The organism is Jannaschia sp. M317 (assembly GCF_025141175.1).
Lineage (GTDB): Bacteria > Pseudomonadota > Alphaproteobacteria > Rhodobacterales > Rhodobacteraceae > Jannaschia.
In genome coordinates, this window is record NZ_CP081155.1 from 2,543,695 (window position 1) to 2,569,295 (window position 25,601).

26 protein-coding genes are annotated in these 25,601 nt (G+C 58.3%); 15 read left to right on the top strand and 11 right to left on the bottom strand.

Annotation, left to right across the window (positions count from 1 at the left end; all coding sequences use genetic code 11):
* Positions 1 to 158 precede the first annotated feature (158 nt).
* On the bottom strand, positions 159 to 1,712 hold the full coding sequence (locus K3551_RS12915; protein WP_259919607.1) for a gamma-glutamyltransferase family protein: 1,554 nt from the start codon (positions 1,710 to 1,712) through the stop codon (positions 159 to 161).
* Positions 1,713 to 2,028: 316 nt separating this feature from the next.
* Between K3551_RS12915 and hpxZ the strand changes: the two genes are divergently transcribed.
* The 6 genes from hpxZ (at position 2,029) to K3551_RS12940 (ending at position 6,215) form a co-directional block, all read left to right on the top strand.
* On the top strand, positions 2,029 to 2,406 hold the full coding sequence (gene hpxZ / locus K3551_RS12920) for an oxalurate catabolism protein HpxZ (RefSeq protein WP_259913864.1): 378 nt from the start codon (positions 2,029 to 2,031) through the stop codon (positions 2,404 to 2,406).
* Between the two features lie 60 nt (positions 2,407 to 2,466).
* Positions 2,467 to 3,636 (top strand): amidase, encoded by a 1,170-nt coding sequence (locus tag K3551_RS12925; protein ID WP_259913867.1) that lies wholly within the window; start codon positions 2,467 to 2,469, stop codon positions 3,634 to 3,636.
* A gap of 90 nt (positions 3,637 to 3,726) precedes the next feature.
* Positions 3,727 to 4,068, top strand: a complete 342-nt coding sequence (locus K3551_RS20040; protein WP_409197378.1) for a nitrile hydratase — start codon at positions 3,727 to 3,729, stop codon at positions 4,066 to 4,068.
* Positions 4,065 to 4,367 carry an SH3-like domain-containing protein gene (locus K3551_RS20045; protein ID WP_409197379.1) on the top strand — a complete coding sequence of 101 codons (303 nt, stop codon included), beginning with the start codon at positions 4,065 to 4,067 and terminating at the stop codon, positions 4,365 to 4,367. Before K3551_RS20040 ends, K3551_RS20045 begins: the two co-directional genes overlap by 4 nt.
* Positions 4,357 to 4,977, top strand: a complete 621-nt coding sequence (locus tag K3551_RS12935; protein ID WP_259913871.1) for a nitrile hydratase subunit alpha — start codon at positions 4,357 to 4,359, stop codon at positions 4,975 to 4,977. Before K3551_RS20045 ends, K3551_RS12935 begins: the two co-directional genes overlap by 11 nt.
* A 143-nt stretch (positions 4,978 to 5,120) precedes the next feature.
* Positions 5,121 to 6,215, top strand: coding sequence for an amidase (locus K3551_RS12940; protein ID WP_259919612.1), 1,095 nt, complete (start codon positions 5,121 to 5,123; stop codon positions 6,213 to 6,215).
* Here K3551_RS12940 and K3551_RS12945 read toward each other — a convergent pair.
* Genes K3551_RS12945 through K3551_RS12970 form a run of 6 tightly spaced genes read right to left on the bottom strand, consistent with a single transcriptional unit; the run spans position 6,205 to position 13,666 of the window.
* Positions 6,205 to 6,678 carry a RidA family protein gene (locus K3551_RS12945; protein ID WP_259913873.1) on the bottom strand — a complete coding sequence of 158 codons (474 nt, stop codon included), beginning with the start codon at positions 6,676 to 6,678 and terminating at the stop codon, positions 6,205 to 6,207. The two genes, K3551_RS12940 and K3551_RS12945, sit on opposite strands and share 11 nt — an antisense overlap.
* Entirely contained in the window at positions 6,675 to 8,480 is a 1,806-nt protein-coding gene (gene atzF, locus K3551_RS12950) for an allophanate hydrolase (RefSeq protein WP_259913875.1), read from the bottom strand. Before atzF ends, K3551_RS12945 begins: the two co-directional genes overlap by 4 nt.
* Positions 8,452 to 10,143, bottom strand: a complete 1,692-nt coding sequence (locus K3551_RS12955; protein WP_259913878.1) for an ABC transporter ATP-binding protein — start codon at positions 10,141 to 10,143, stop codon at positions 8,452 to 8,454. The genes atzF and K3551_RS12955 overlap by 29 nt, the downstream gene beginning before the upstream one ends.
* Entirely contained in the window at positions 10,140 to 11,018 is an 879-nt protein-coding gene (locus K3551_RS12960; protein WP_259913891.1) for an ABC transporter permease, read from the bottom strand. The genes K3551_RS12955 and K3551_RS12960 overlap by 4 nt, the downstream gene beginning before the upstream one ends.
* On the bottom strand, positions 11,015 to 12,049 hold the full coding sequence (locus K3551_RS12965) for an ABC transporter permease (protein ID WP_259913893.1): 1,035 nt from the start codon (positions 12,047 to 12,049) through the stop codon (positions 11,015 to 11,017). Before K3551_RS12965 ends, K3551_RS12960 begins: the two co-directional genes overlap by 4 nt.
* 3 nt (positions 12,050 to 12,052) lie before the next feature.
* Positions 12,053 to 13,666 (bottom strand): ABC transporter substrate-binding protein, encoded by a 1,614-nt coding sequence (locus K3551_RS12970; protein ID WP_259913894.1) that lies wholly within the window; start codon positions 13,664 to 13,666, stop codon positions 12,053 to 12,055.
* Between the two features lie 64 nt (positions 13,667 to 13,730).
* On the opposite strand from K3551_RS12970, the gene K3551_RS12975 reads away from it, so the two are divergent.
* From K3551_RS12975 to K3551_RS13015, 9 genes are all read left to right on the top strand, one after another.
* Entirely contained in the window at positions 13,731 to 14,705 is a 975-nt protein-coding gene (locus K3551_RS12975) for a LysR family transcriptional regulator (RefSeq protein WP_259913896.1), read from the top strand.
* 174 nt (positions 14,706 to 14,879) lie between these two features.
* A complete protein-coding gene (locus K3551_RS12980) occupies positions 14,880 to 15,995 on the top strand; it encodes a BMP family ABC transporter substrate-binding protein (RefSeq protein ID WP_259913898.1) in 1,116 nt (371 codons plus the stop codon).
* Between the two features lie 19 nt (positions 15,996 to 16,014).
* Positions 16,015 to 17,124 carry an ABC transporter permease gene (locus K3551_RS12985; RefSeq protein ID WP_259913900.1) on the top strand — a complete coding sequence of 370 codons (1,110 nt, stop codon included), beginning with the start codon at positions 16,015 to 16,017 and terminating at the stop codon, positions 17,122 to 17,124.
* Positions 17,124 to 18,047, top strand: coding sequence for an ABC transporter permease (locus K3551_RS12990; protein WP_259913902.1), 924 nt, complete (start codon positions 17,124 to 17,126; stop codon positions 18,045 to 18,047). Before K3551_RS12985 ends, K3551_RS12990 begins: the two co-directional genes overlap by 1 nt.
* A gap of 9 nt (positions 18,048 to 18,056) precedes the next feature.
* Positions 18,057 to 19,070 (top strand): formamidase, encoded by a 1,014-nt coding sequence (locus K3551_RS12995; protein ID WP_259913915.1) that lies wholly within the window; start codon positions 18,057 to 18,059, stop codon positions 19,068 to 19,070.
* Positions 19,067 to 19,759: a cysteine hydrolase family protein gene (locus K3551_RS13000; RefSeq protein ID WP_259913926.1), complete on the top strand. Its 693-nt coding sequence runs from the start codon at positions 19,067 to 19,069 to the stop codon at positions 19,757 to 19,759. Before K3551_RS12995 ends, K3551_RS13000 begins: the two co-directional genes overlap by 4 nt.
* Positions 19,756 to 21,255 carry an ABC transporter ATP-binding protein gene (locus K3551_RS13005; protein ID WP_259913928.1) on the top strand — a complete coding sequence of 500 codons (1,500 nt, stop codon included), beginning with the start codon at positions 19,756 to 19,758 and terminating at the stop codon, positions 21,253 to 21,255. The genes K3551_RS13000 and K3551_RS13005 overlap by 4 nt, the downstream gene beginning before the upstream one ends.
* The gene (locus tag K3551_RS13010) at positions 21,255 to 21,923 is read left to right on the top strand and encodes a cysteine hydrolase family protein (protein WP_259913931.1); all 669 of its coding nucleotides are present in this window, start codon (positions 21,255 to 21,257) and stop codon (positions 21,921 to 21,923) included. The genes K3551_RS13005 and K3551_RS13010 overlap by 1 nt, the downstream gene beginning before the upstream one ends.
* A complete protein-coding gene (locus K3551_RS13015; RefSeq protein ID WP_259913934.1) occupies positions 21,916 to 22,248 on the top strand; it encodes a cupin domain-containing protein in 333 nt (110 codons plus the stop codon). The genes K3551_RS13010 and K3551_RS13015 overlap by 8 nt, the downstream gene beginning before the upstream one ends.
* Before the next feature lie 305 nt (positions 22,249 to 22,553).
* On the opposite strand, the gene K3551_RS13020 is transcribed toward K3551_RS13015, so the two are convergent.
* From K3551_RS13020 to K3551_RS13035, 4 genes are read right to left on the bottom strand one after another with little or no spacing between them, the layout of a single operon-like run.
* Positions 22,554 to 23,048, bottom strand: coding sequence for a globin family protein (locus K3551_RS13020; protein WP_259913936.1), 495 nt, complete (start codon positions 23,046 to 23,048; stop codon positions 22,554 to 22,556).
* Positions 23,045 to 23,491, bottom strand: a complete 447-nt coding sequence (locus K3551_RS13025) for a cytochrome c5 family protein (RefSeq protein ID WP_259913938.1) — start codon at positions 23,489 to 23,491, stop codon at positions 23,045 to 23,047. Before K3551_RS13025 ends, K3551_RS13020 begins: the two co-directional genes overlap by 4 nt.
* Positions 23,491 to 24,057, bottom strand: a complete 567-nt coding sequence (locus K3551_RS13030; protein WP_259913941.1) for a DUF3365 domain-containing protein — start codon at positions 24,055 to 24,057, stop codon at positions 23,491 to 23,493. Before K3551_RS13030 ends, K3551_RS13025 begins: the two co-directional genes overlap by 1 nt.
* Before the next feature lie 49 nt (positions 24,058 to 24,106).
* Positions 24,107 to 25,597: a cytochrome c3 family protein gene (locus tag K3551_RS13035; RefSeq protein ID WP_259913943.1), complete on the bottom strand. Its 1,491-nt coding sequence runs from the start codon at positions 25,595 to 25,597 to the stop codon at positions 24,107 to 24,109.
* Positions 25,598 to 25,601: the final 4 nt, after the last annotated feature.

The window sequence follows — 25,601 nt, forward strand, 5'->3', positions numbered from 1 at the left end:
TCGTCATCCGATCCATTTCTACGGATCCTGCGGAAGGCCTTCGCAAGGTCCGGCAGCTTTGGTGGTCGGCCAACCAAGGTGTGCACGTTTCGGCTGTTGTGAGCGAAGCTTACAACCCGAATGGGATGGGCAACGCGGAACGATAGAGCCAGTTCTGGCTAGAAACTCAAAGCGGCCCCATCGGCACGCGGATCTGTCGCCGTTTCAACCAAGCCATCGGGATGCAGGACAACCGCGCCAGCGTGGCCGACCAGGCTGCTGAAATCCGGCAACATTTCCACGTCGTGTCCCGCTCTTTCCAGCGCGCTGACAAGATCGGGGTCGAACCGGTTTTCCAACTTCAACGACGTGGTATCCGCACCCCAAGTTTTTCCCAAAAGCCAACGCGGTGCCGTGATTGCGGCCTGAAGATCCACACCGAATTGGACGTATCTTGTGAAAATTGCCGACTGCGTTTGCGGCTGGCCCTCACCTCCCATTGTGCCATAGGCCATGATACGGCCATCCTCCAGAACAGCCATCGCGGGATTGAGCGTATGAAAGGGTTTGCGACCAGGGCCAATTTGGTTAGGGCCCGGCAACAGCGAAAACCCTGCCCCTCTGTTCTGAAAAAAGACGCCCGTATCAGGACAGGTCAGCGCGGATCCGAATTCCCAAAACACGCTTTGAATAAAGCTGACCACAGTGCCTTCACTATCCGAAGCGCCCATCCAGATCGTATCGCCCAAAGCAGGCTCGTACGGCCATTGAAGCGCCTTTGTTCTATCGATCTTGGTCGCCATAGCGTCCAATTGATTGGTCTCTAACCAACTTTGCGCAGAAGCGGCCATATGATCAGGATCGCCAAGTTCCGCATTTCGACGGATGAAGGCCTGTTTGGTTGCTTCGACAAGTCCGTGGACATGATCGAAACCTTCGCCTCTGGTCACACCTAACCGGTCAAACAGGCCCAGGATCATCAGAGATGAAACGCCCTGCGTCGGCGCAATCATATTGTAAAGCTGACCCTGTGACGTGGCCAACGCCAAAGGTTTCACAATTTGCGCATGATAGTTTTCGAAGTCCGATGCACGTAGTGGGCTTTTGTTCTGTTCCAGATAGTCCGCATGCCTTGTGGCCAAAGCACCATCATAAAAACTACGCAGCCCGTTCTCGGCCAAACTTTCAAAGGTTTCGCCCAGGCGCCGCTGAACCATTTTTTGACCGGCGCGCGGCGCGTTCCCATCAATCAGATACGTCTCTTTGAAACCGGGAACATCGCGCAAGGAAGAAAGCTTGTCAGCCGTGCAATCTGCCTGGTTCCCGGTCACTGCGATACCGCGTTTCGCATGTCCGATTGCATCTTCAAACAAACGGGCCAGCGGAATACGCCGATCATCGGAAACCAGCGACAGGGCCTTGTCCCAACCACTGATCGTTCCAGGAACTGTCAGCGCGGCCAAGCCACCCCTTGTAGGAATAGCATCCTTGAATCCCCGGTTCGCATAGTAGCTAGGTGTCGCAAGTGCAGCGGCTGTGCCACATGCGGAAATGCCAATCGGTGCCTCTCCACGTCGCTTGATAATCCAAAACCCGTCCCCACCGATCCCGTTCATATGCGGATACACGACCGCAATGGTCGCTGCAGCGGCAACCATCGCCTCGATTGCGGTCCCCCCGGCAACGAGGATATCGCGACCCGCAAGAGAAGCTGCGCGATGCGGGGCCGTCATGCCGCCGTTAAGACCGAGAGATGAATGTAGCACGCTAGTTTCCGAACTTCTTGAGGCTCTGTATTTCAGGGTTGCACACCCCACCACGAAGATTAGTCGGCTCGTTTTCGGCGCCAACCAACCCGATCAGATTGACCCCAAGTACAATATCATGGCGATGCACGCAATTTGAGCACCGCTGGCAACACAGCCCAAAAATGCGCCGCCCGCTGGCACGTTGCTAGCCGCAAACTTCGCAGGCATTGCAAAGTCTGGGTGCATCTTCGAACCGTCTTCGACGGCATGTTATCAAAATCGACATCGTAAGGTTTCCCGGATGGACATAAATATCCCGACCATCATCACAGAGGTCAAGCATGCATTTGAGCAATATGAGACAGCACTGGTCAACAATGACATTCAGACCCTCGACCGTTTGTTTTGGGCGAGCGAGCACGTCATACGTTACGGTCAGACAGAAAACCTGCACGGCCAAGATGAGATTTTGGCATTCCGCCAATCGCGACCATCGAAGGGTCTGTCCCGTAGCTTGCGAAAAACGGTCATAACGACTTTCGGTCGTGACTTCGCAACAGCCAATACGGAATTTGTCAAACCTGATCAATCAAGAATTGGACGCCAAAGCCATAGCTGGGCTCGCCTCGACGAAGGGTGGCGTATTGTTGCCGCGCATGTCTCCATGATGGATGAATAGGGACGCGAACCCTTCTTGAGGAACCGGGACGGAACGAGACCACAGTGGGAATTGAATGCCATGGATGATACGGTAAATGCTTTTACGGATATGTTTACGCTGCAGGGGGAAGCAGCGGGGCCTCTTCAAGGTGTGTCATTTGCGGCAAAGGACATTTTTGATGTTGCGGACTACGTGGCAGGCTGCGGCAATCCTGAATGGAAACGAACCCATCCGGTTGCAGACAAACATGCCCCGGTAATTAGCAAGTTGCTTGACGCTGGGGTCCGGTTTGTTGGCAAGACCCACACGGACGAGCTCGCCTATAGTCTGATGGGTGTGAATGCGCATTACGGGACCCCGCTAAATACAGCAGATCCCCGTCGCGTTCCTGGCGGATCTTCATCAGGATCTGCTGCTGCGGTGGCCGCGGGTCTGGTGGATATCGGATTGGGCAGTGATACCGGCGGATCGGTTCGCCTACCGGCATCGTTCTGCGGAATTTGGGGTATTCGCACGACCTTCGGCCAAATCGCGCTTGATGGCACAATGCCGTTCACCCATTCATTTGATACCGTGGGATGGTTCGCAAGGTCGGCCGCAATGATGGACCGGGTTGCCCAATCACTTCATTGTCCCGACGGCCCCTTGCCAACGCAGCTTTTACTGCCCGTGGACGTTTGGGCTCGCGCGGGGGCGGACGCAATTGCAGCGGTCGCACCCAGGTTGGCACAATTGGAGGCCTTGATGGGGCCTGCCACTCCGATCCTGCTGCCTGAGCAAGGATTGGAAGACTGGCGCGAAACTTTCCGAATTTGTCAGGCATTCGAAGTCTGGGACGTTCACAAAAACTGGGTCAGCAGCCAGACGCCAAATTTTGGTGCGGGTATTCGAGAGCGTTTTCAAGCGGCTTCCCAGATTGATCGCGCAACATTTCAAGCCGCAGATGCGAAAAGGGTCGCCGTTCAATCCCGTATTCGCGAGATTGTTACGCCTGACGTCGTTCTCGTGCTCCCGACCGGACCTGGCCCCGCACCCTTTCGTGCAACACCTGAAAACGACCTGAATGGGTTCAGGACGCGCGCCTTGGAAATGCTTTGTGTCGCGGGACTAAGCGGCCTGCCACAGCTGTCGATGCCCGCAGGTTTTGTCGACGACGGCCCCGTCGGACTAAGCTTGGTCGGGGCGAAAGATCGGGATCGGCAACTTATTTCGATCGGCATGGCGCTGGAGGATGGACAGAAATCGTAAGAGCGCATTTTTCCGCACCGGTTTGATGCAAAAATAGCAATGGTAAACGTCTCATGCCATTGCCAAGTTTAGACGATCAAGGGAGGAACCATGAGCGACGTTAAAGGACCAAAAGGCTATCACGATGTCGGCGGGGATCAGGCCGGTGAAATTCCAATGGTCGAGCTGCCGTGGTTGCATTGGGAAAAACAGGTCGAAGCTATTCGTGGTCTGCTTGGGGATGGGACACGACGGATCGTTTCTCTTGATGAGGTACGCCGCGGTTTTGAGAGCTTTGGCCTGGAAAAATACAATACCCTTTCATTTTATCGCCGCCGGCTGGAGGCGATGACAGATATACTGATCGAGAAAGGCGTCGTCTCGCAGGCAGAGCTGGATACCGCAGTCGAGGCCGGCAAGGCACGTTGGGCAGATTTAGACAAAGCACGATGACACGATTTCGGCCCGGCGACCCCGTGCAGGTTCTGGCACTTGGCAAATCCGGCCATGTACGTATTCCGCATTACGTTCGCAGACAGATCGGTCGTGTCGTCGAATACTGCGGAACTTATCTGAACCCGGAAGACCTGGCGATTGGCAACACATCAGGACGAGCCGTTGATCTATATCGTGTCGCTTTTTCGCAGGCGCAGCTTTGGCCGGATGAGGATATCCCGGAACGCGATGCCCTCATCATTGAAATATACGACCACTGGCTGACCGAAGCAAAGGATGCCGAACATGCCCCATGATCATGACCACGGCGAACATGAAGCCATCGTGATCGAGGATGAAGCGGGAAACATCGAGGCGCAGATCGTTGTTGATGCCTTGCAAGAGGTGCTGATTGGCAAGGGTCTGCTGACTGCGCACGAGGTCACCGCTGCAATCGCGAAACTGGAAAGCCCTGGCATTCATCTTGGGGCCAAGGTCATTGCAAAAGCGTGGATTGACCCCGCGTATAAGGATCGTCTTTTAAAAGACGGTCGGGCGGCCGTGCAGGAACTGGACATTCCGGTGACCGAGGCACGGATAATTGTGGTGGAGAACACGCCGGACCTGCACAATCTGATCACCTGCACGCTGTGTTCTTGCTACCCCAGATCCATTCTTGGGCAACCGCCATCATGGTACATTTCAAAGGCATATCGTGCGCGATCCGTGCGTGAACCTCGTCGTGTCCTGGCCGAATTCGGGCTGCACCTTGCTGACGATATCCAACTGGTCGTGCACGACAGCAACGCCGATATGCGCTATCTCGTCCTGCCTCAGCCCCCGGCAGACGCCGACCAGCAAACGCCCTCGGACCTCGAAGCTCTGATTTCGCGGGATCATCTGATTGGCGTGGCCAGAGACGTCTGATGGATAGGCGTTCCGGCTCGGATATCGGTCATCGGTTTCAGCAAAAGGCTGCGCTTTGGGAGCCGCATATTCATGCCTTTGCGACAATATCCGACCCCGCACAGATCGGAAGCCCGGCCGCCGTGGGTCCGCTGGCCGGCCTGATGGTTGGCGTAAAGGATATCATTGATGTCGCAGGTCTGCCAACATGCAATGGCAGTCAGGCGTGCCGGGATGCGGTCCCTGCCCCGCAGGACGCCCCTGTCGTTGCGGCCTTGCGTGCCGCCGGCGCGTCGATCGTGGGCAAGACGACTACGACAGAATTTGCCTTCACCGACCCCACCGCATGTCGCAACCCCTTTGATCTGACCCGTTCACCCGGTGGATCCAGCAGCGGATCGGGCGCCGCCGTCGCGGCCGGGTTGGTGGACATTGCCCTCGGCACTCAGACCGCTGGATCGTTGTGTCGACCCGCCGCCTATTGCGGAGTTGTCGGATTCAAACCGTCATACGGTCTCTTGTCGAATATAGGCGTCACGCCTCTGGCACCGAGTTTCGATTCAGTCGGCATAATCGCAGGGTCGCTCATGCTGGTGCAGCAAGCATGCGACGCGATGGCACACACCCACGCCGCGGCATCGGCGGAAGTGAAACCGACGTTGCTTTGCGGGCTTTGGGACGGGGATGTCGTGCCATACGACGACACGTTGGTTGCGCTGGATGAAGCAGCGGATGCCTGCAAAGCATTTGCAACATCCCTCCGCAAAACCACCTTGCAGGCAAATGTCGAACGGATCGTCACAGCCCATCGGATTGTGATGACCTTTGAAGCCGCGATGGCCCACGGGTCAATGCTGTCTGATGATCGGGCCGATCTTCTGATGCCGAAATTCAAGGCTGGCTTGCAGGCCGGAGCTGCCATTTCGGCCGCTGAAGCCGCGCAGGCGACCGCATACCTCGCAGACGCAATGGCCGCGTTTTGGGCTGGGCTTGCAGACGTGGACGCCATCCTCACCCTGCCCGTGCCAGATGGTGCCCCTTTGATCGACGGGACCACCGGGTATCAGGACTGGCTGACGCCCTGGACGGTTTTCGGTGGCCCGCTCGTCTGCCTGCCGTGGGGCCTGGACCGGCTTGGACGCCCTCGGTCCGTTATGCTGGCTGGAAAGCCGGGGCAGGATGCGCTGCTCTTGTCCATGGCTGCCGAGTTGGAGGCGCAAAGCCCTCCGCGCGCCATTCCTCAACCGCCTAGGACTTGAGCCGAACGATCGCGTCCACTTCGACAGAGGCATTTCCCGGCAATCCCGATACGCCCACGGCTGTGCGTGCGTGCCAACCCTGATCGCCAAACAAGGCGATGAAAATCTCGGTGGCCCCGTTGATCACCAAAGGACTATGGGGAAAACCCGACTGACAGTTCACAAAGCCCCCGAGGCGCAGAACGACATCCACCCGATCAAGATCGCCTTCACAGGCTTCGCGCAGGCGGTAGATCAGGTTCAGCGCGCAGATCTTGGCGGCGTCACGACCGGCCTCAATCGCCTTGGGTTCATCGAGAACCGGCCCAATATGCGTGACACTGCCGTCCCACTCGCAGATCTGGCCTGACAGATAGACGATCGTCCCGTCCTTGCGAAACGGAAGGAACTGACCACGCGGCGTCCAATCGGGGGGCAGCTCAAGGCCCAATTGGATCAACCTGCTTTCGACTTGCAACGTCATGCTGGCACAGCCTTCTGTTCGAGATATATGCGCCAGTCCCCAAGATGGGTAATATCGGTGGCCCCATTCGTACCGCTGGCTTCGCAGATGAAGCCTTTCACATGGGATCCATCGGACAACTCGACAGTCCCGATCCCCAAGGGCGCTGGAATACCGGCCATGAAGGTTCCGAAGGCGGCTTTCGGAATCGACCAGATCTCCAGCGCGACGGCACCCGTATCAGAACCTTCGGACCGCACCATCCCGGGCCGATCCGGCGGACCACCAGCGAGGGCATAAAACTTGTAGTCAGCAGAGCTTTGCGCGCGGCGTACGAAAGTCGCCCCCAGATCCGCCAGCTGCCAATTCAGTGGCAATCCGGTCATATGTGCCCCGCAGACCGCCAAGTCCATACGATCTGACGTGGCTTTTGGAAGCGGTGCGGGCATCGGCACGGGATGCGCCGTGGCCCCCATCTTGCGATCGCAGTTTAGTTCGAAGTCACGCGCAACCGAAGCGATGGCTGCATCTTTGCCCGCCGCGGCAAGCAAAGTCACGCTGCCTGGCCTGCCGTCCGCCCGCGGCGCGGTCGGAACAGCGATGCCACACATATCGAGCAGGTTCACAAAGTTCGTGTAGGTGCCATTGTTGGAATTTGGGGTGACGGGATCAGCTTCCAGATCGGTGACCGAATAGAACGTCGGGATGGTTGGCACGCACAGCATGTCCAACCCCTCCAACATCGGCTCCGCGGCGCGTTTCAATTCAGCCAGCCTATAGAACCCCCTGAACGCATCGGCCGCCGACATGCTTTCGGCGTGGGAGATAATTTTACGCGTCACTGGATGGATCGCGTCAGGGTTCGACGCCAGCAACGCGTCAATCACCGTATAGCGCTCTGCGACCCAGGCACCTTCGTAAAGCATGCGGGCGATGGCATAGAGCGGTTCGAAATCAAGATAGTTGATGGTGGCGCCCGACGCAGCCAAACGTGCCACATCCCGATCGAAGGCCTGTTTCTGCACCTCATCACCGAAAAACTCGATCGACGCGGCATCCGGCACCCCTATGCGCAACGGGCCGTCAGGTGACGTCATTGCCTCATGCGTCAGAGGCCTGGAATAGGCATCAGCGGAGTCGAAACCCCGCGCCACAGCAAAAGCCGCGTATGCGTCATCAACGGTCAGCGCAAAGATCGAGATGGTGTCAAGCGTCCGACAAGCAGGCACGACCCCACTGGCCGAAAGCGCACCCAAAGTAGGTTTGAGACCCACGATGTTATTCAAGGCGGCAGGGACACGCCCCGAACCGGCAGTATCAGTGCCCAGCGAAAAGGACACGACGCCATGCCCAACAATCACACCGGATCCGCCAGACGACCCGCCCGGCACAATTTCAGGATCAACGGCGTTCAGGGGCGCACCATAGGGCGTCCGAACGCCCACAAGACCGGTCGCAAATTGATCAAGGTTGGTTTTGCCAATCATCAGCGCCCCCGCAGCCCGAAGCTTTGCAATCACGAAGGCATCCGCATCAGGGGCATAGGCATAGGCAGGGCATCCAGCGGTCGTTTCAATGCCCGCGACGTCGATATTGTCCTTCACTGCAAAGGGAATACCCCAAAGCGGTTTGCCAGGATCGTAAGGTCCAAGCGCTTCCGCTTCTGCTCGCAGACTGTCGCGGTCGCATAGGTGGATGAAAATGCCCGGATCATTGATTGACGCAAGACGCTCAAACACTTCGTCCACCACAGCAACGGGTGAGACACCGCCTGCATAGGCCTTTTCAAGGGCCTCAAGCGTGAATGGCAACTGCGTCAGCATGGGTATTCTCCGGGTCTTTGTCTTCAAATGTGAGGCGGCGTTCCGGCGGTTTCGGAGCCGCCGCGAGCAGTGATTTCGTATAATCGCTTTGCGGGTTGGACATGACGACCTCTGCGGGTCCCTGTTCAACGATTTCGCCGTCTTTCATAACGATGACGTGGTCGCACAATAGACGAACCACATGTAAATCATGGCTGACGAACAGATAGCTTAGCCCTAGTTTGGCGCGCAGATCGACCAGCAGATTCAAAACGACCGCTTGAATGGAAACGTCCAGCGCCGCTGTCGGCTCATCCAGAATAAGGAAACGCGGCTCAAGCGCCACAGCGCGCCCAATTCCAACCCGTGCTTTCTGACCGCCAGAAAGCTGGTGTGGGAAACGGTCAAGCAAAGCCAGCGGCAGTCCGACAAGGTTGGCGAGTTCATTGATCCTTGCCGTCAGCTCCGCCCCCCGCATTCCTGCCAATCGACGCAACGGTTCTGCAATGGTTTGACGTGCCGTGTGGCGCGGATTCAGACTGTCCGTCGCGTCCTGAAATACCATCTGAATATCAGCGCGGCGTCGATCCCTGGCGAAACTGGTCGCGGAAACCTGCGCAATGTCTTCACCGTCAAAAATGATCTCTCCGCTTGTCGGATCCATAAGGCGAACGAGTATTTCAGACGTCGTGGATTTCCCGCATCCACTTTCCCCAACCAAGCCAACGCATTGACCTTGATTGACCTGGAAAGAAATACCCTTGACCGCATGAACCGGTCCCGATTTTCCCGCATACGTCTTGGTCAGATCACACACCTCGAGCAACGGCTTGTCACTTACGTCAAGCGTCGGCTCCTCGCTTCGGTCCTCGACCGGTAAAAGGCTGCGAACACCCGATCCCACCCGCGGCGTCGCATCCACCAATTTACGACTGTAGGGGTGCTGCGGGCGGCTGAAAATCTGTTCAGGATCACCCTGTTCAACGATCATTCCATCCTTCATCACTAGGATTCGGTCACAGTATTGCGCTGCAAGGCCCAAGTCATGTGTAATCAGAATACTGCTCATTTCACGTTCACGGATCAGGTCACGGACAAGCTCCATCACCGCCTTCTGTGTCGTGATATCCAGTCCGGTTGTCGGTTCGTCCGCGATCAACAAACGTGGGTCACAAGCCAAAGCAATTGCGCAAACAATACGCTGGCACATGCCGCCTGACAACTCGAACGGATAGGCGTCATAACGTGCTTCGGCATCGTTGATTTTGACCGCTTCAAGAGCGGCAATCGACTTGGCCCGCGCATCATAGCGAGTCGCACGAGAATGATGCCGAAGTACATCTTCGATCTGATGCCCCACCTTGCGGATTGGATTCAAAGCCGCGCGTGGGTTTTGAAAAATCATCGAGATTTCACGACCGCGGATATCGCGCATGTCCTTTTCAGACGCTCGGCGCAGATCAATACCGGAATACGTTGCATCGCCCGCTTTGATTGTTCCTCCGGCGTCGAGGATACGCATCAAGGCATAAGAAGTGACTGACTTCCCAGAGCCACTCTCGCCAACGATTCCAAGAATTTCGCCCTTCGAAACCTGGAAACTGATACCACGGACTGCATCAACTTCACCACGGCGCGTTTGAAACGAAACGGCAAGGTCATTGACAGATAACATCGAGCTCATGTGCGTTTACGCGGATCGACGATGTCACGCAATCCGTCCCCCAGAAGATTAAAGGTAAAGACAGCGATCATGAGCCAGAGGCCCGGAAAGACCGCAAGCCACCATTCGCCCGACACAATATAGTTTGCGCCCTCTGCTACCATGATGCCCCATTCTGCCGTTGGCGGACTGACCCCGAGACCGATAAACGAAAGCCCTGCAGCATTGAGGATCGCCCAGCCAAGATTGAGCGATACCTGCACCATCATTGGCGGCAAGGCATTCGGAAAGATATGAAATGCCAAAACACGAAGATCGGAATTTCCGGCTAACTTGGCGGCCCGTGCAAAACCGGAGTCACGACGGATATTCACCTCGGCTCGCACCAGCCGGGCATAAAAAGGCATGTTGATGATGGCCGTGGCATAGATGATATTCTCAATTGTGTTGCCAAGGGCCGCAACGATACCCATTGCGAGCACGAAGAGCGGGAAGGCCATGATCGTATCAAGAAACCTGTTAAGGATAATGTCGAGCCAGCCGCCCCAATACCCTGCGATACATCCCAGGATAGAGCCAACGACAAACGATAGCGCCACGGCCGCAACTGAGATCGACAGATCAAGCCTTGTCGCTACGATCACCCGACTGAACACATCCCGCCCGACGTTATCCGTTCCGAACCAATGCGTTGCAGAAGGTGGTTGCAACGCATTTACGGCGTTGGTTTGTAGCGGATCAAAAGGCACAAGATACGGCCCAAGAACGGCAGAGAGGATTAGAACCGCGAACATGCCGAAGGCGATCAGCGTTACCGGATTACCTTTAAGGACATAAAGGACATGATCAAGATTGCCTTGTTTCTTGATCACAGGATGCTGGGCGACTTCAGTCATTTGGATGAAAACCCGATACGAGGATCAATCGCAGTGTAAAGCAGATCGATCACGAGGTTTAGCGCGACAAACAAAAGCGCCATTGCAAGAACGAAGCCCTGTACGGCGGCGTAATCAGACACAACCAGCGCCTCGACTGCGTAGGATCCGATACCAGGCCATGCAAAGACCTTTTCCACCAACACATTCGCCCCGAGCGCGAAAGAAAAAACCATGCCAAGAGTTGTCACGACCGGCAGCAAGGCATTGCGAAAGGCATACCTATAAAGAACCGTTCTGTTGGACAGTCCCGCAGCACGAGCCGTACGGATGAAATCCGATGACAACGCCGTCAGCATCGCCGCCCGCGTCATTCGCGCGATCGGTGCTAGCGTGAATAAAGCAAGGGTACTGGCTGGCAGGATCAACTGTTTAGCTGCGCCGCGCCATGTTTCCCAATCGCCCATCAAGGCTGCGTCAATCAAATAGAACCCCGTTACGTGATCAGGGTCGAGATAGATGAAATCCAGCCGTCCCAGGGGTGATGGCGCAATTCCAAGAAGATAGTAGAAAATATAGATCAGGAGGATACCCGTGAAAAATGTTGGCAATGAAACGCCCGCAGTAACGATGACACGGCAGAGATGATCCACCCATGTCCCAGGCCGCGTGGCAGCCAGCACCCCCAGGGGAACGGCAATGACAATGGCAAGGATCAATGCCGTCAAAGTGAGTTCAAGCGAAGCAGGCAACCGTTTGGCCAAGTCTTCGGCAACGGAACGTCCACTTGAAAGTGATTGGCCGAGATCTCCCTGCAAGAGGTCGCCAACGTATATGAAGAATTGCTGCATCAAAGGTTTGTCCAAACCCATTGCTACACGGGTTTGCTCAATCGATTCCGCATCTGCCGTCACACCGGCAAAATAGACCGCCGGATCACCGGGCAGAGCGCGGGTCAACAGGAAACTGATGACCACCACGCCAACCACGACCGGGACCGATTGGGCCACGCGCAACAAGATTGCGCGCAGCCGAGGTGTCGAGGCAAGCATGGCCTACACGGACTTCAGTGGGCGAATATCCAACTGCCGGTGGAACCAGAATTCGTACCCGTCCGCTCCGTTGGCTGCCACGTTGAGCGCTGGCTGGTAAAGCGGAATACGAGGCAGTTCATCCAGAACGATTTCGAACATCCGCTTGAGCTTCGGCGCGTATTCGGGATCATCCGTCGGCATGTGCAACGTTGCATTGGTCAACTCTTCTATCTCTTCGTTGCGATAGTTCGAGGAGTTGAACAGGTGTCCGTCCTGATACGCCCAGAAGAAATAGTAATCAGGCGTGTCAAGCCAACCACCAAAGGTTTCAAGGTGCAGCGGCAAGCGTTTTTCCACCAAGGAGGCCGTGCGCCAGTTTGCGCCGGGAATCTTCTCGATTTCCACGGTAATGCCGATCTGGCCCAATGCTTCCTGGATCAGGAGCGCGGTCGGCTCCATCCAGGAAACGAGGTCGAGGCTGATGGAGAGCGGCACTGCGAAGCCATCGGCATAGCCAGACTTGGCCATATGTTCCTTGGCCTTCTCGATATCCGTGTAATATTGAGATTTCCGGGGCCAAGCGATGTCCGTGATCTCTTCCTCACCCCCCCACAGGGGCTGTCCGCGACCGTATGCGGCGGCTTGAAAGATATCCTCGTAGGGGATCGCATAAGCCAGCGCCTTGCGCACATCCGCGTCCTTGAATGGCTCGAACGCAAAGTTGGGGCACAGGCAGAACATGCAATTGACGACAGGTGTCGAGAACACATCCAGCGTCTCGGCAAGCTCGGCTGCGTCCTTGTCGGGGATATCAAATGCGATCTGAACATCGCCGCGTTCAACCAATGCACGACGCGTGGCGGGGCTTGGGACTTCGCGCACGACAACACGCTTGAGCGCGGGCATCGGGCCGCCGACCCAGTCATCGTTACGCTCATAAACCAGCTGTTCGCCGGGGGTCCAACGGGCAACCTTGTAGGCGCCCGATCCAGCCGCGACCGTGTGCAGGTATTCCAGCGCCCAGGGATCATCCTCCGTCGCGTTGGCAAGGGCCTCGACCGAGTTGATGATGTAGGGAACCGGCACCGCAAGGTCGGGGATCGAAAGCTTGGACGGGAAGTCCAGTTTGATCACGAATGTCTCGTCATCGATGGCTTCGAACTGATCAGGACGTTCAAATCCGCCGGCCTTCATCTGAACACTCGGGAAGCCGCCAACCGACACTGCGCGGTCAAAGGACCACTTCACATCCGCCGCGGTGACCTTGCGCCCATCCCAGAACGTTGCATCAGGCTTGAGCTTGAACGTCAGCGTCAGGCCATCATCGGATACCGTCCAGCTTTCGGCCAATTCGGGCTCGATGACACTGTAGTCAAACGAATAGCCGCCGCCGATTGCTTCCTTGGTGCCAAAGGACACCAAGCGGTCATAGCAGTTTACACCAACCTGGTACGATGCACGGCTGGTGCCGGAGCGGTGAAGGTCGAGACTGTTGATCGTCTGGCCGCTGACCACGACCAAGGTATCGGATCCTTGGGCAGCCGCCGGCATGGCCCGCAGGAACGGCAGGACCGACGCGCTGGCAGCGCCCATCTTCAAGAAATTCCGTCGCGAAGTCTGTTTGGTCATCTTCATCGCCCTCTCTGTTTGGCTCGCCTGATTTGGGTTCGGCGCTTGGGGCAAAGACTGCGATGGATAAGTGTGCAAATCTAATGCTATAAAAACACATATCCGATGCGTTTTTCGCAACGCAAGACAGAAAGATAGCGATATGAGATACTTGAAGACGTTTGAATTGATCGAGGCCGTGGTGCGGGCAGGATCGATCCGCAAGGCGGCCGAAGACACCAATCTGACCGCATCGGCATTGAACAGACGCATCCAACAGTTCGAGCAGGAATTCGGCTGGCCGATCTTTGAACGCCTGCCGCGGGGCATGCGGTTGAACCCGGCAGGGGAACTGCTGATGCAGCATATCGGGCTGCAGCGGACCGATCTGGCCCGCATTCAGTCCCAGGTCGCAGATCTGTCGGGTGAACGGCGTGGTCACGTTTCGATCGCCTGTTCACAGGCGTTGCTGCCGTACTTCATGCCCGAACAGATCGCGATCTACCGCGCGGCCCATCCGGGCGTCAGCTTCAGCGTGAATATCCGCGATCGCGCACAGGCCGAACAGGATCTGGCCTCCTTCAGCAGCGATCTCGCGTTGGTTTTCGAGCCTGTTCATCTTGTTGATTTCGAGGTGCTTTGCGCCCTGCCCCAAGCAGTTCACGCGGTTTTTCAACATGACAGCCCTCTCGCGCAGAAATCGGAACTGCGGCTCAGCGACTGCCTGGAGTATGACATCGTCCTGCCTACAAGCGCTTATGGCGTGCGCAACCTGTTGGAACTGGCTGCGGCGCGCAAAGGCCGCACAATGGCACCTATCGTGGAGACGGAATCGTTTGACCTGATCCGCCACTACGTGACCTGCGAAAATGCAGTCGGGTTTCAGATCCCGATCGGCCTGAGCGCAAAGAAACAAGGCGGCATTGCGCATCGCCCCCTGTCGGTGCGCGACCTGCCGACAGGTCGTCTCTTGCTTGGACAGATGAAGGGCCGGACCCTGCCGGTTGCCTCGGCCAAGTTCGGTCAGCAGCTCGTCGCGGCGCTTGAAATGCGTGCGTCTGAATAGCGTGGCTTGCCCACGCGCGGCTGCGGCGACCCAAACCGTTGCGTTTTTTGCATCGGATCGCTGAAAACATAGCAGACGACAACAGCGCTGTAAGGCGTACCTTGTCATCTGTGTTCTTTTCGGGCTGCCGGACCAATCCAGGCTGCCCCGCCATCGCCTCAGGGAGCTTTGAAGATGTCATTCACACCATTCTCGCGCCGGAAATTCCTAAAGGGAACCGCTGCACTCGCCGGTGCAACGGCACTGCCGACGCTGGCAACGGCTGCTGCGCATTCCCCGCTGACCGTCGGTTTCATCTACGTCGGCCCGAAAGACGACTTCGGATACAACCAGGCCCATGCAGAAGGCGCGGCTGCCGTTGCCATGATGGAAGGCGTCACCGTCGTTGAGGAAGAGAACGTCGCGGAAACGACCGACGTTCAGAACTCAATGGAATCCATGATCAACTTTGACGGCGCACAATTGCTGTTCCCGACGTCCTTTGGCTATTTCAACCCTCACGTCCTTGAGATTGCGCCAAAGCATCCCGACGTCCGGTTTCAGCACGCCGCCGGTCTGTGGACCGACGGGATGCCCACCAACGTCGGATCCTATTTCGGCTATATCGGCATGGGCCAATACCTGAACGGGATCACCGCTGGCCACGCGACCAAGACCAAGAAGATCGGTTTCGTCGCGGCCAAGCCGATCCCTCAGGTTCTGCTGAACATCAACTCGTTCCTGCTGGGTGCGCGGCAGGTTGACCCGGACATCACCTGTCAGGTCATCTTCACCGGCGAATGGTCCCTGGCGGTCAAAGAGGCCGAGGCCACGAATGCTTTGGCGGACGCGGGCTGTGATGTCATCACCTGCCACGTGGACGGACCAAAGGTGGTGATGGAAACAGCCGCCGGACGCGATTGTTTTGTCTGCGGCTACCACGCGGATCAGTCTCCTCTCGCTCCGGAAAAGTACCTGACCGGCGCGGAATGGAACTGGGCGGGCGTCTACACGGGCATGGTTCAGACCATGCTGGACGGCGGCACGATCGACAACTTCGTACGTGGCGGTCTGGCCGATGGCTTCATCAAGATGTCACCGCTTGGACCCGCCGTGTCCGACGCATCCCGCGCCCAATTCGAGGCCGTGAAGGCCGAGATCATGTCGGGCGGGTTCGCCGCGATCAAAGGGCCGCTCAACGACAATGCCGGCAACACGCTTTTGACCGCGGGTCAGGCCTACGTTGAGAACGATATCGCCCTGGAAAGCATGGATTACCTTGTCGAAGGCGTCATCGGCTCGACGTCCTGAACCAGAAAAGGGGGCAGCGATGACAGATCAATCCGCATCGGCACCTTTGGTCGGGACACCCCAACGTGGGTTTCTGGGCCAGGTCGCGCGTCGTGCCGAATCTGTCGTGCTGCCCCTTGCTGCATTGCTGACGGGCTTTGCCGTGTTCAGCATATTTCTGATATTACAGGGCAAATCTCCGACGCAGTTTTTTTCTCTGACCTATCAGGCTGGCTTCGGAACGGCGTTTTCCTGGCAAAACACGCTGTCGCGCACCGCTCCCTTGCTCTTGGCGGCCCTGTGCGTCGCCCTACCGGCGCGTCTCGGTCTTGTCGTGATCGGGGGCGAAGGGGCGATCGTCCTGGGCGGCGTGGCTGCCGGGGCTGCTGGCGTGCTTCTCAGCCAGACGATCGGCGTCGTTGCCCTGCCTCTGATGGCCATCAGCGCAATGCTGATTGGTGGCCTGTGGATCGGCGCGGTCGGGGCCCTGCGCTATTATCGCGGCGTCAACGAAACGATTGCCAGCTTGCTTATGGCCTATATCGCCATCGCCTTGATGAACCACCTGGTGGAAGGGCCGCTGCGTGACCCGGACAGCTTGAACAAACCGTCCACTGCCCCCCTGCCCCCACCATTGCGCGTTGGCGACATCCCCGCATGGGAGGTTCACTGGGGCCTTGCCTTTGGCATCCTCGCTTGCCTGCTGGCATGGATCCTAATCGAAAAGACGACCTGGGGCTTTGCCGCGCGGATTTCAGGCGGCAACATGCGCGCAGCTCAGGTGCAGGGACTGCCGGTCGGGCGACTGATCATCGGGTTCACTGCCCTCGGCGGGGCTTTGGCCGGGCTTGCGGGCTTTTTCGAGGTCGCCGCCGTACACGGCTCAGCCAACGCAAGCCTTGCATCGGGCTATGGCTATACAGGCATTTTGATTGCCTTTCTGGCCCGCCATAACCCGCTTGCCATCATCCCCGTGGCGATCTTGCTGGCCGGGTTCGAGGCCTCTTCCGGCCTGATCCAGCGCCGAATGGACCTACCGGATGCAACTGTACTTGTCCTTCAAGGCTTTGTCTTTGTGTCCATTTTGATGAGCGACACGCTCTATGGTCGCTTCAAGATCTTTGCCCCCGAACGTTGGAAGTCTGCCTGATGGAAAGTGATCTGGGTCTTTGGGTAATACCGCTTGCTATCTTGGGCGGCGCGATCCGCGTTTCGACGCCGTTCCTGTTCGTCAGCTTGGGCGAGGTCCTGACCGAACGCTCCGGCAGGATCAATCTAGGTCTGGAAGGCACCTTGGTCTTCGGCGCAATGGCCGGCTATGCCATCGCCTATCTTACCGGGTCATCCTGGCTGGGTGTGCTGGCGGCCGCTGCGGGTGGGGCTTTGTTCGGGCTGATCCACGGGCTGATCTGTTCCTTGCCGCGGGTGAATGACATCGCCGTCGGGATTGCGATGATGATCCTGGGAATGGGCCTCGCGTTCTATTTCGGCAAACCCTACGTGCAGCCGGTCGCGCCCGACCTTCCATCGATCAATTTCGGGTGGTGGTCAGAGGTTCAGCAGGTCCGGGCCGCGTTGCGCGTGAATGTCCTGTTCATCATCGGTGCTGTGCTGGCCTTTGCGATGTGGTGGATGTTGCGGACGACCCGCATCGGGCTCATCATTCGCGTGGTCGGGGACAGCACCGATGCCGCCCGCGCCATGGGACTGCGTCCCCTGCTGATCCGAACGCTTTCCACTGCCGCAGGCGGCGCGTTTGCCGGCGTCGGAGGGGCCTACCTGTCGCTGTTCTATCCGGGCAGCTGGAACGAGGGCATTTCGTCCGGCCAAGGCCTCATGGCTGTCGCGCTCGTGATCTTTGCCCGCTGGAACCCGATTGCCTGCTTTGGTGCCGCCTTGCTCTTCGGGGGGGCCGGCGCGCTGGGCCCTACCCTGCAATCGATTGGCATATCAGAGGGTTATTACCTCTTCTTCGCTGCACCCTACGTCCTGACGCTGGGTGTGCTGATCGCAACGTCCTCGCCCTCGCGTGCTATGACAGGTGCGCCTGGCGAACTGAGTATCACCAAATAGGAGAATGACATGAACGGGCTCGGAGGTCTTAACAAATCGCCCAACGGTGTGGTCATCGGCTTGGTGCAACTGAAACTGCCCACGGTCGTCACGCCCACCGATCTCGCCGCTCAGACCGCGCGGATCGTTGAAATGACCGCCAAGGCGCGGCGGAACATGGGCACGATGGATCTGGTGGTCTTTCCTGAATATGCGCTGCACGGGCTGTCGATGGATATCAATCCCGACATCATGTGCACGATGGACGGCCCGGAAGTGGCAGCCTTCAAGCAAGCCTGCATCGACAATGACATCTGGGGCTGCTTTTCGATCATGGAAAAGAACCCAGGCGGGATGCCATGGAACACCGGCCTGATCATCGACAATCAAGGTGAGGTTCAGCTCTACTACCGCAAGATGCACCCTTGGGTTCCGGTCGAGCCATGGGCCCCGGGCGATGGCGGTATTCCTGTGATCGACGGACCGAAGGGCTGCAAGCTGTCCCTGATCATCTGCCATGACGGCATGTTCCCCGAAATGGCGCGCGAAGCGGCCTACAAGGGGGCCGAGATCATGTTGCGCACGGCCGGCTATACCGCACCGATCCGCGACAGCTGGAAATTCACGAACCAATCCAACGCCTTTTGCAATCTGATGGTAACGGCGAACGTCTGCATGTGCGGCTCGGACGGCACCTTTGACAGCATGGGCGAAGGCATGATCTGCAACTTTGATGGGTCAATCATCGCCCATGGCACATCGGGCCGCGCGGATGAGATCATCACCGCCGAGGTGCGCCCGGATCTGGTCCGCGAAGCGCGCATCAATTGGGGCGTGGAAAACAACATCTACCAGTTTGGTCATCGCGGCTATGTCGCCGTCAAAGGCGGCGCGCAGGACTGTCCCTATACCTACATGACTGATCTGGCCGCTGGCCAATACCGCCTCCCGTGGGAGGATGAGGTGAAAGTCACCGATGGCACCGACTTTGGCTTCGCCGCTCCGACCAGGATGTTCAAGACAACGCCGGAGGCAGCGGAATGAAGGATATCGCCCATCGCACCATCGATGCCACGCCTTACGCCTGGCCATACAACGGTGATCTGCGCCCCGAAAACACTGCGTTGATGATCATCGACATGCAGACCGATTTCTGCGGCGTGGGCGGGTATGTGGACAAGATGGGGTACGACCTGTCGATGACGCAGGCCCCGATTGAGCCGATCAAACGGGTTCTGTCAGCGATGCGGAGCAAGGGCTATCACGTCATCCACACCCGCGAAGGCCACCGCCCAGACCTTGCCGATCTGCCCGCCAACAAGCGGTGGCGCAGCCAACAGATCGGGGCGGGCATCGGCGACCCAGGCCCCTGCGGCAAGATCCTTGTGCGCGGCGAACCAGGCTGGGACATCATCCCTGATCTGTATCCCGTCGACGGCGAACCGATAATCGACAAGCCAGGCAAAGGCAGCTTTTGCGCCACTGATCTGGAAATGATCCTGCGGACACGGGGGATTGAGAATATCATCCTGACCGGCATCACCACTGATGTTTGCGTCTCCACCACCATGCGCGAAGGCAATGACAGGGGGTTCGAATGTCTTGTGCTGTCTGATTGCTGTGGCGCCACTGACAAGGGAAACCACGACGCCGCGTTGAAGATGGTAACCATGCAGGGCGGCGTCTTTGGAGCAGTTAGCGACAGCGCAAGTATCCTGGCGCAATTGCCATGAATAGCCAGGCGATTGGCGTCGAAACCTTGCATATGACCATGCAGTTTGGTGCTTTTACCGCGCTGAATGATTGCTCGATCCATGTGAAGCCCGGCAGTTTCCACGCTCTGCTAGGTGAAAACGGCGCGGGCAAATCGACTTTGGTAAAATGCATGATGGGGTTTTACCAAGCAACCAGCGGGCAAATGCTGGTCGATCGCAAGGAAGCCCGCATACCGGATCCCAAGGCTGCCCATGCGCTCGGGCTCGGAATGGTGTATCAACATTTCACGCTGGTCCCTTCGCTGACGGCTGCCGAAAATCTGGTAATCAGTCGTGAAGACGCGCCGCGCGTGATTGACTGGCGCAGCGAACGCGCGGCCCTGCAGGCATTCATGGCCGATATGCCATTTCAGGTACCCCTGGATCAGCCTGTGCGCGCGCTCGCTGCGGGCGAAAAGCAGAAGCTGGAAATTCTCAAGCAACTTTATCTGGGCCGCAGGTTCCTGATCCTTGACGAACCAACGTCGGTTTTGACCCCTGACGAGGCCGACGAGGTTCTTGGCCATGTGCGCAAAATTTGCGAAATGGGCGCTGTCTCGGTGCTGATGATAACGCATAAATTTCGGGAAGTGACCGCCTACGCCGATGAGGTGTCCGTCTTGCGACGCGGCAATCTGGTAGGCAGTGGCAAGGTCAGCGACCTCAGCCATGCGGATATGGCGGCGATGATGATGGGGGATGCTGCAGTCATTGCACCCAGCGAGCGCGCAGCGATGTCCGGAAATACCGTACTCCAGGTTCAAAACGCCCGTACGCGGGATCGATCCGGACTGAAGGACATCGAGATATCCGACCTGAACGTACGCGCCGGAGAGATCGTCGGGATCGCTGGCATTTCCGGAAATGGCCAGATGGAATTGATGGAAATCCTGACCGGCCAACGCGCACTCGAGAACGGAACGATCCGCGTGAAAGGCATGCCCTACACCGGTACGCGCAAGGAATCCAAGCAGGCGCGGGTGCGATTTCTTCCCGAAGAACCGCTGCAAAATGCCTGTGCCCCGCGTATGTCTGTCACTGAAAACATTGCCTTTCGCAGCTTTGACGGGGGTGGATTCTGGCTGTCCCCTGGCACCATGCGCAGCCGCGCCGCTGACCTCGTCGCGGCCTTCAAGGTCAAGACAGCCTCGCTTGAAAGCCCGATCCAGTCCCTTTCGGGGGGCAACGTCCAGCGCGCCGTTCTGGCAAGGGAACTATCTGGCGAAGTTGATCTTCTGGTGATTTCCAATCCGTGTTTTGGTCTGGATTTTTCTGCCGTCAGCGAAATTCGCGCCCGTATCATGGCGACACGCAATGCAAATGCAGCAGTGCTTCTGATGTCCGAGGATCTTGATGAGATAATGGAGTTGTCAGACCGTGTTCTTGTCATGTCCGAGGGTCGTATTTCCTATGATGCGCCCATTGCACAGGCCGACATTGCGACAATCGGGCATCATATGGGAGGCCATTCCTGATGACACAGATTTCAACCGCACAACCCTTTCAGATCACCTTTGACACAGCGACCACCGCGCTGATCGCGATCGATATGCAGCGTGATTTCATTGAACCAGGCGGTTTCGGGGAAACGCTTGGAAATGATGTCAGCCTTCTTCAGGCCATCGTCCCGACAACGGCTGCGCTGATAGCGCTGTGCCGTGACAAGGGCATTCCGGTGATCCACACGCGAGAGTGTCACAAGCAGGATCTATCCGACCTCCCACCGGCGAAACGCGACCGCGGCGCGCCTAAATTGCGCATTGGCGACCAGGGTCCCATGGGCCGTATCCTTGTCGCAGGTGAAGACGGAGCAGACATCGTAGAACAGGTTTATCCAATTGCGGATGAGCTGGTTATCGACAAGCCCGGCAAAGGGGCCTTCTTTGCGACCAATTTATCGGCCCACCTTGCGCAGCTGGGAACAAAGACCCTGATTTTTGCAGGCGTCACGACCGAGGTTTGCGTTCAAACCACCATGCGCGAAGCCAATGATCGCGGGTTTGAATGCCTGCTGATCGAAGATGCCACGGAAAGCTACTTCCCCGAATTCAAGGCTGCGACGCTGGAAATGATCCGCGCACAAGGCGCGATCGTCGGCTGGACATCCACCTTCGCAGAATTGAAAGACGCCTTGAATGGATAAGCCGCTTTCCCTGAAAGACTTCGTCGACACCTGGCAAGAATTGCCCTTTGAGTATTTTCGCGAAGGTGTGGACATTCACCACATCCGGAAAACCTCCCCGGCTGTCGCCATTCTACGCTATGCTCCCGGTGCGAAAGTACCGCTTCATTTACATACCGGGCTTGAATCGATCCTTGTTCTTGATGGGGTTCAATCCGATGAACGGGGCGATTATTCCAAGGGCGCGCTGATCCTCAACCCGGAAGGCAGCCAGCACTCTGTCTGGTCAGAAACGGGTTGCGCGGTCTTGATCCAATGGGAACGACCTGTCCAAATCCTGGGGTAAGACGCGCTGGAAAACTGACAGGCAATTCTCCGCGCCGGATATCGATGACATAATCGGCCACGGTCGCCCCGAACCGATGGATGTTCGCGGACGCAAGTCGCATGGGTGTCGCAGAACCTGGCGATCGCCCCCGCTCTGCCCCCCTCACTTACTCACGGCCGCCGGTTCAATCTGAACTGTCCACGTTAACAGTCATCCGTGTCCCCAAAAGCCAGAGCGCGGCGGCAGTGAACCGCCGCACACGTCTGTTGCCACCATGAAACCGCCCCGCGACCTGCGTCAGGTGCACGCCGGGCGGATTGCAGTCAGGCCCAAAACTTCCAGAATGGGCGTTTGGCCGGTGCCGCCGGGGCATTTGCAGGCGTCGGCGTGGCTGCAAGGGGGGCTGGCGCGGGATAGGCTGCGTCCTTCATCACGCCGGCCAGAATGCCATAGGCGGTAGCCCAGGCGTCCTTGACGTCCGGGGTAAACCCCTCCCCCAGGCCTTTTTCCAACGTCCGGAGCAGGGAGGCACCGACCTTGTCGTAGTCCTCGGCCTTCACGCCGTAAGCCACGTGCCCGACAGCCAGTTTCTGCGCCACCGGCACGATCTTGTCGAGGTCGCGCAACCCGTTGACCACGACGCCCAAGGTGGCCATCAACTTGGTCCCCTGCTCTTTCATGTCGGAGTTGGCAAAGTAGGGTTTGACCTCGGGCGAGGTCTCGAAAAGGTCGGCGTAAAAGATCTCGGCGGCGGCGTCCTTGATCGGCACGACCTTGGCAAAGCTGTCCTGCACGAGGGTGATTTGTGCGTCGTTCATTGTTCAATCCTGTCTTTGGCTGTCCCATTTGCCCAGTCCAACGCGGGTCGTCGCCCGCCGCTGGCCCAGACCATGAAAGCCACGGCGGCACGCACCTCTGCATCCGAGAGGTCGGGATTGCCGCCGCGGCTGGGCATTTCGGCGTACCGGGGGCCGATGAACCCCTCGATCGCATGGGTGAATAGGGTGGCAAGCCCGGTTTCGATCCTCGGACTCCAGTCCTCGGTCGAGGTGATCTTGGGCGCTCCGGTCAGACGATTTCCGCCGTGACAGATTTCGCACGTGCCACCCCAGACATCCCGGCCAACACGCAAGGCGGGGGCCTCGGGGACCGGCAGGCGGTCCACGGTCACAAAACCGTCCAACCCGCGCGGCCCCGCCTGCCCCAAGGCAGGACCGGACAAGGCGGCAAGCGCCCCGAGTACCAGGCCCGCGCGCCGCATCAGTCCATCGGAATGCGGATGACCACACCACCCATGACATCACCGGCGTCGAAATCGGTACGCGGGCTATCCTTGTGGTCGTTGTGGCAACTGTAGCAGGCCGTCGCCACGGCAACGTCCGGGTAGACGGCAGTGAAATAGTTCGTCCCGCCCAGCTCTTCCTCGCCGTAGAAATTTTCGCCCGGATTGGCCGAGATGAATTCCAGACCTTCCTTTTCCATTTCCGTGGTCGGCGCATTCTGCTTGTTGATCGGCCAAAGCGACAGCAACGAGTAAGAAAATTCGTCGGTTTCTTCGGCGACCATTTCTGCGCCGAACCGGAACATCTGGGCAGGCAACACGAGGGCCTTTTCATCCTCGAAATGTTCAGAGGCCTTGATCACCCCTTCCTCGACCGCGAGGCGGTTCACGATCATGCGGGTATAGACCGTCCTGTCCGAGCTCATGACGAGGTGGAGAAGGTCCGTAACCGTCTCGTAATCCATACCTTCGGCGGTGGCTTGGCCGCCTGTGGCCAGGACACATCCGACGACAAGGGCTTTGACCTTTGCGTTCATCGTTCTCATATCTGTCTTTCCTGTTTCTGTTCCAGTTGCAGGGAGCGTGGCCGGCCGGTCATTGGTTGGCGCCTTCGTCCGGTCGGTCCACGCGGTTCACCGCCCAGTCGATGCTTTCGACATGGCGATCCGGTTCACCCGAGAAATTCCGTCGCACCAGATCCGCATCGGCCAGCGCGTCGATCGAGAATTCGAGGCTGTGGCAGGACATGCAGACGGGACGGATCATCTTTTCATTCGGGCGAAGAGTGTCGTTCTGGTTGTGATTGGTGCTGACCACACCGCGGCGCTCGGCCTGGGGCATGTGACAGGTGGCACAGGTCACCCCAGACCCGGGCGGCAAGTCGCCCGCCCGTTCGGCCAGCACCAGGTCGTGGTGCGGGCTGTCCTGGTAGGCCTGGCTGTGGTCGTCGGAATGGCAGGTCAGGCAGGCCCCGACGGACGCAACCTGCAGATCCTGTTCGTGCGGGGCGTGACAGGTGGAACAGGTGACGTGGCGGCCCAGGGCCTCTGGGTGCAGATCGACGCGGGCCTCGGACGTGGACATCAGAGGCGGCGGCGCGGTGTCGCCCAGATAGGCCTCCAGCGCGGTCACGACGCCTTCGGCAGGGTCGTCCCAGCCCAGCCGCTTGAGCATCCGTTCGGTGTTTCGCGGACGCGCAATTTCGGGATGGCCGCGCATGCCGTGGCGCCCCAGGGCGAATGTCTTGGCCTGACCGCGATGACAGTCGGTGCAGACGGCCTCCTCCGGGGCGTCGATCCAGGCGGCTTCGATCTCGGCCGGGGTTTCGGCCTCGGGCGCATGACATCCGCCGCAACCGACGTCCGCCGCCGCATGGGCGGAGGCGGCCCAGTGGGTATCGGCCTGCGTGCCCTGTGCGACCTCGGGCGCGACGACCGCTGCAAGGTAGCCTGCCAGCGCATCCGCATCCGGGCGCAGACGGGCACGGGCCAGCACGGCGGGCGGGTGCACAGGCTCGGGCGCGAGCCATGGCTGACCGGCGTGCTTGACCAGAAAGTCCTCATAGAGCGCGCGGTTGTCATGAAAGTTGTGGCACCCCGAAGACGCGCAGGTATCGAACGTCAGCCCCTCGTGCGTGGGGCGATTCACGCGCACATCCTGTTCACCTTCGGAATGGCAGGCGACGCACAGGTCACCGGGCAGGGTCAGCAGACCGGCCAGTGTGATCTCGGGTTCATGTTCGGAATGACACGATGTGCAGAACCGCGCGTCGATCCGGTCCCAATAGGCGGCCATCCTTGGGTTCTTGAATTTCTTGACCGGATGGCTGTCGTTGGCCTCTTTCAGGTCGTCCTTGTGACAGGTGACGCAGGTCTTGTTCAGATCCTTGCGAATGGAGTTCTGATCCTCGAAAGGCTCCGAGGTATGGCAGGTTTCGCAGGCGACCTCGAACTGATGGTGCACCCCGGATGTCTCCCCCGGCAGAAACGCCGTCCGATCGCCACCGACGTACAACCGGGCTGAGGCGGCAAAGCCCAGCCCCACCGTCAGCGCGATCCACAACAGCCAAAGATGCTTGGTCTTCATCAGG

Coding starts and splice junctions, on each gene's coding strand:
- K3551_RS12985 (WP_259913900.1), top strand. CDS start 16,015: ATGACAGATCAATCCGCATCGGCACCTTTGGTCGGGACACCCCAACGT.
- hpxZ (WP_259913864.1), top strand. CDS start 2,029: ATGGACATAAATATCCCGACCATCATCACAGAGGTCAAGCATGCATTT.
- K3551_RS12940 (WP_259919612.1), top strand. CDS start 5,121: ATGGTTGGCGTAAAGGATATCATTGATGTCGCAGGTCTGCCAACATGC.
- K3551_RS13010 (WP_259913931.1), top strand. CDS start 21,255: ATGACACAGATTTCAACCGCACAACCCTTTCAGATCACCTTTGACACA.
- K3551_RS13000 (WP_259913926.1), top strand. CDS start 19,067: ATGAAGGATATCGCCCATCGCACCATCGATGCCACGCCTTACGCCTGG.
- K3551_RS12980 (WP_259913898.1), top strand. CDS start 14,880: ATGTCATTCACACCATTCTCGCGCCGGAAATTCCTAAAGGGAACCGCT.
- K3551_RS12960 (WP_259913891.1), bottom strand. CDS start 11,018: ATGACTGAAGTCGCCCAGCATCCTGTGATCAAGAAACAAGGCAATCTT.
- K3551_RS13030 (WP_259913941.1), bottom strand. CDS start 24,057: ATGAGAACGATGAACGCAAAGGTCAAAGCCCTTGTCGTCGGATGTGTC.
- K3551_RS13015 (WP_259913934.1), top strand. CDS start 21,916: ATGGATAAGCCGCTTTCCCTGAAAGACTTCGTCGACACCTGGCAAGAA.
- K3551_RS13005 (WP_259913928.1), top strand. CDS start 19,756: ATGAATAGCCAGGCGATTGGCGTCGAAACCTTGCATATGACCATGCAG.
- K3551_RS20045 (WP_409197379.1), top strand. CDS start 4,065: ATGACACGATTTCGGCCCGGCGACCCCGTGCAGGTTCTGGCACTTGGC.
- K3551_RS12915 (WP_259919607.1), bottom strand. CDS start 1,712: ATGACGGCCCCGCATCGCGCAGCTTCTCTTGCGGGTCGCGATATCCTC.
- K3551_RS12965 (WP_259913893.1), bottom strand. CDS start 12,049: ATGCTTGCCTCGACACCTCGGCTGCGCGCAATCTTGTTGCGCGTGGCC.
- K3551_RS13020 (WP_259913936.1), bottom strand. CDS start 23,048: ATGAACGACGCACAAATCACCCTCGTGCAGGACAGCTTTGCCAAGGTC.
- K3551_RS12925 (WP_259913867.1), top strand. CDS start 2,467: ATGGATGATACGGTAAATGCTTTTACGGATATGTTTACGCTGCAGGGG.
- K3551_RS12955 (WP_259913878.1), bottom strand. CDS start 10,143: ATGAGCTCGATGTTATCTGTCAATGACCTTGCCGTTTCGTTTCAAACG.
- atzF (WP_259913875.1), bottom strand. CDS start 8,480: ATGCTGACGCAGTTGCCATTCACGCTTGAGGCCCTTGAAAAGGCCTAT.
- K3551_RS13035 (WP_259913943.1), bottom strand. CDS start 25,597: ATGAAGACCAAGCATCTTTGGCTGTTGTGGATCGCGCTGACGGTGGGG.
- K3551_RS20040 (WP_409197378.1), top strand. CDS start 3,727: ATGAGCGACGTTAAAGGACCAAAAGGCTATCACGATGTCGGCGGGGAT.
- K3551_RS12970 (WP_259913894.1), bottom strand. CDS start 13,666: ATGAAGATGACCAAACAGACTTCGCGACGGAATTTCTTGAAGATGGGC.
- K3551_RS13025 (WP_259913938.1), bottom strand. CDS start 23,491: ATGCGGCGCGCGGGCCTGGTACTCGGGGCGCTTGCCGCCTTGTCCGGT.
- K3551_RS12995 (WP_259913915.1), top strand. CDS start 18,057: ATGAACGGGCTCGGAGGTCTTAACAAATCGCCCAACGGTGTGGTCATC.
- K3551_RS12990 (WP_259913902.1), top strand. CDS start 17,124: ATGGAAAGTGATCTGGGTCTTTGGGTAATACCGCTTGCTATCTTGGGC.
- K3551_RS12935 (WP_259913871.1), top strand. CDS start 4,357: ATGCCCCATGATCATGACCACGGCGAACATGAAGCCATCGTGATCGAG.
- K3551_RS12945 (WP_259913873.1), bottom strand. CDS start 6,678: ATGACGTTGCAAGTCGAAAGCAGGTTGATCCAATTGGGCCTTGAGCTG.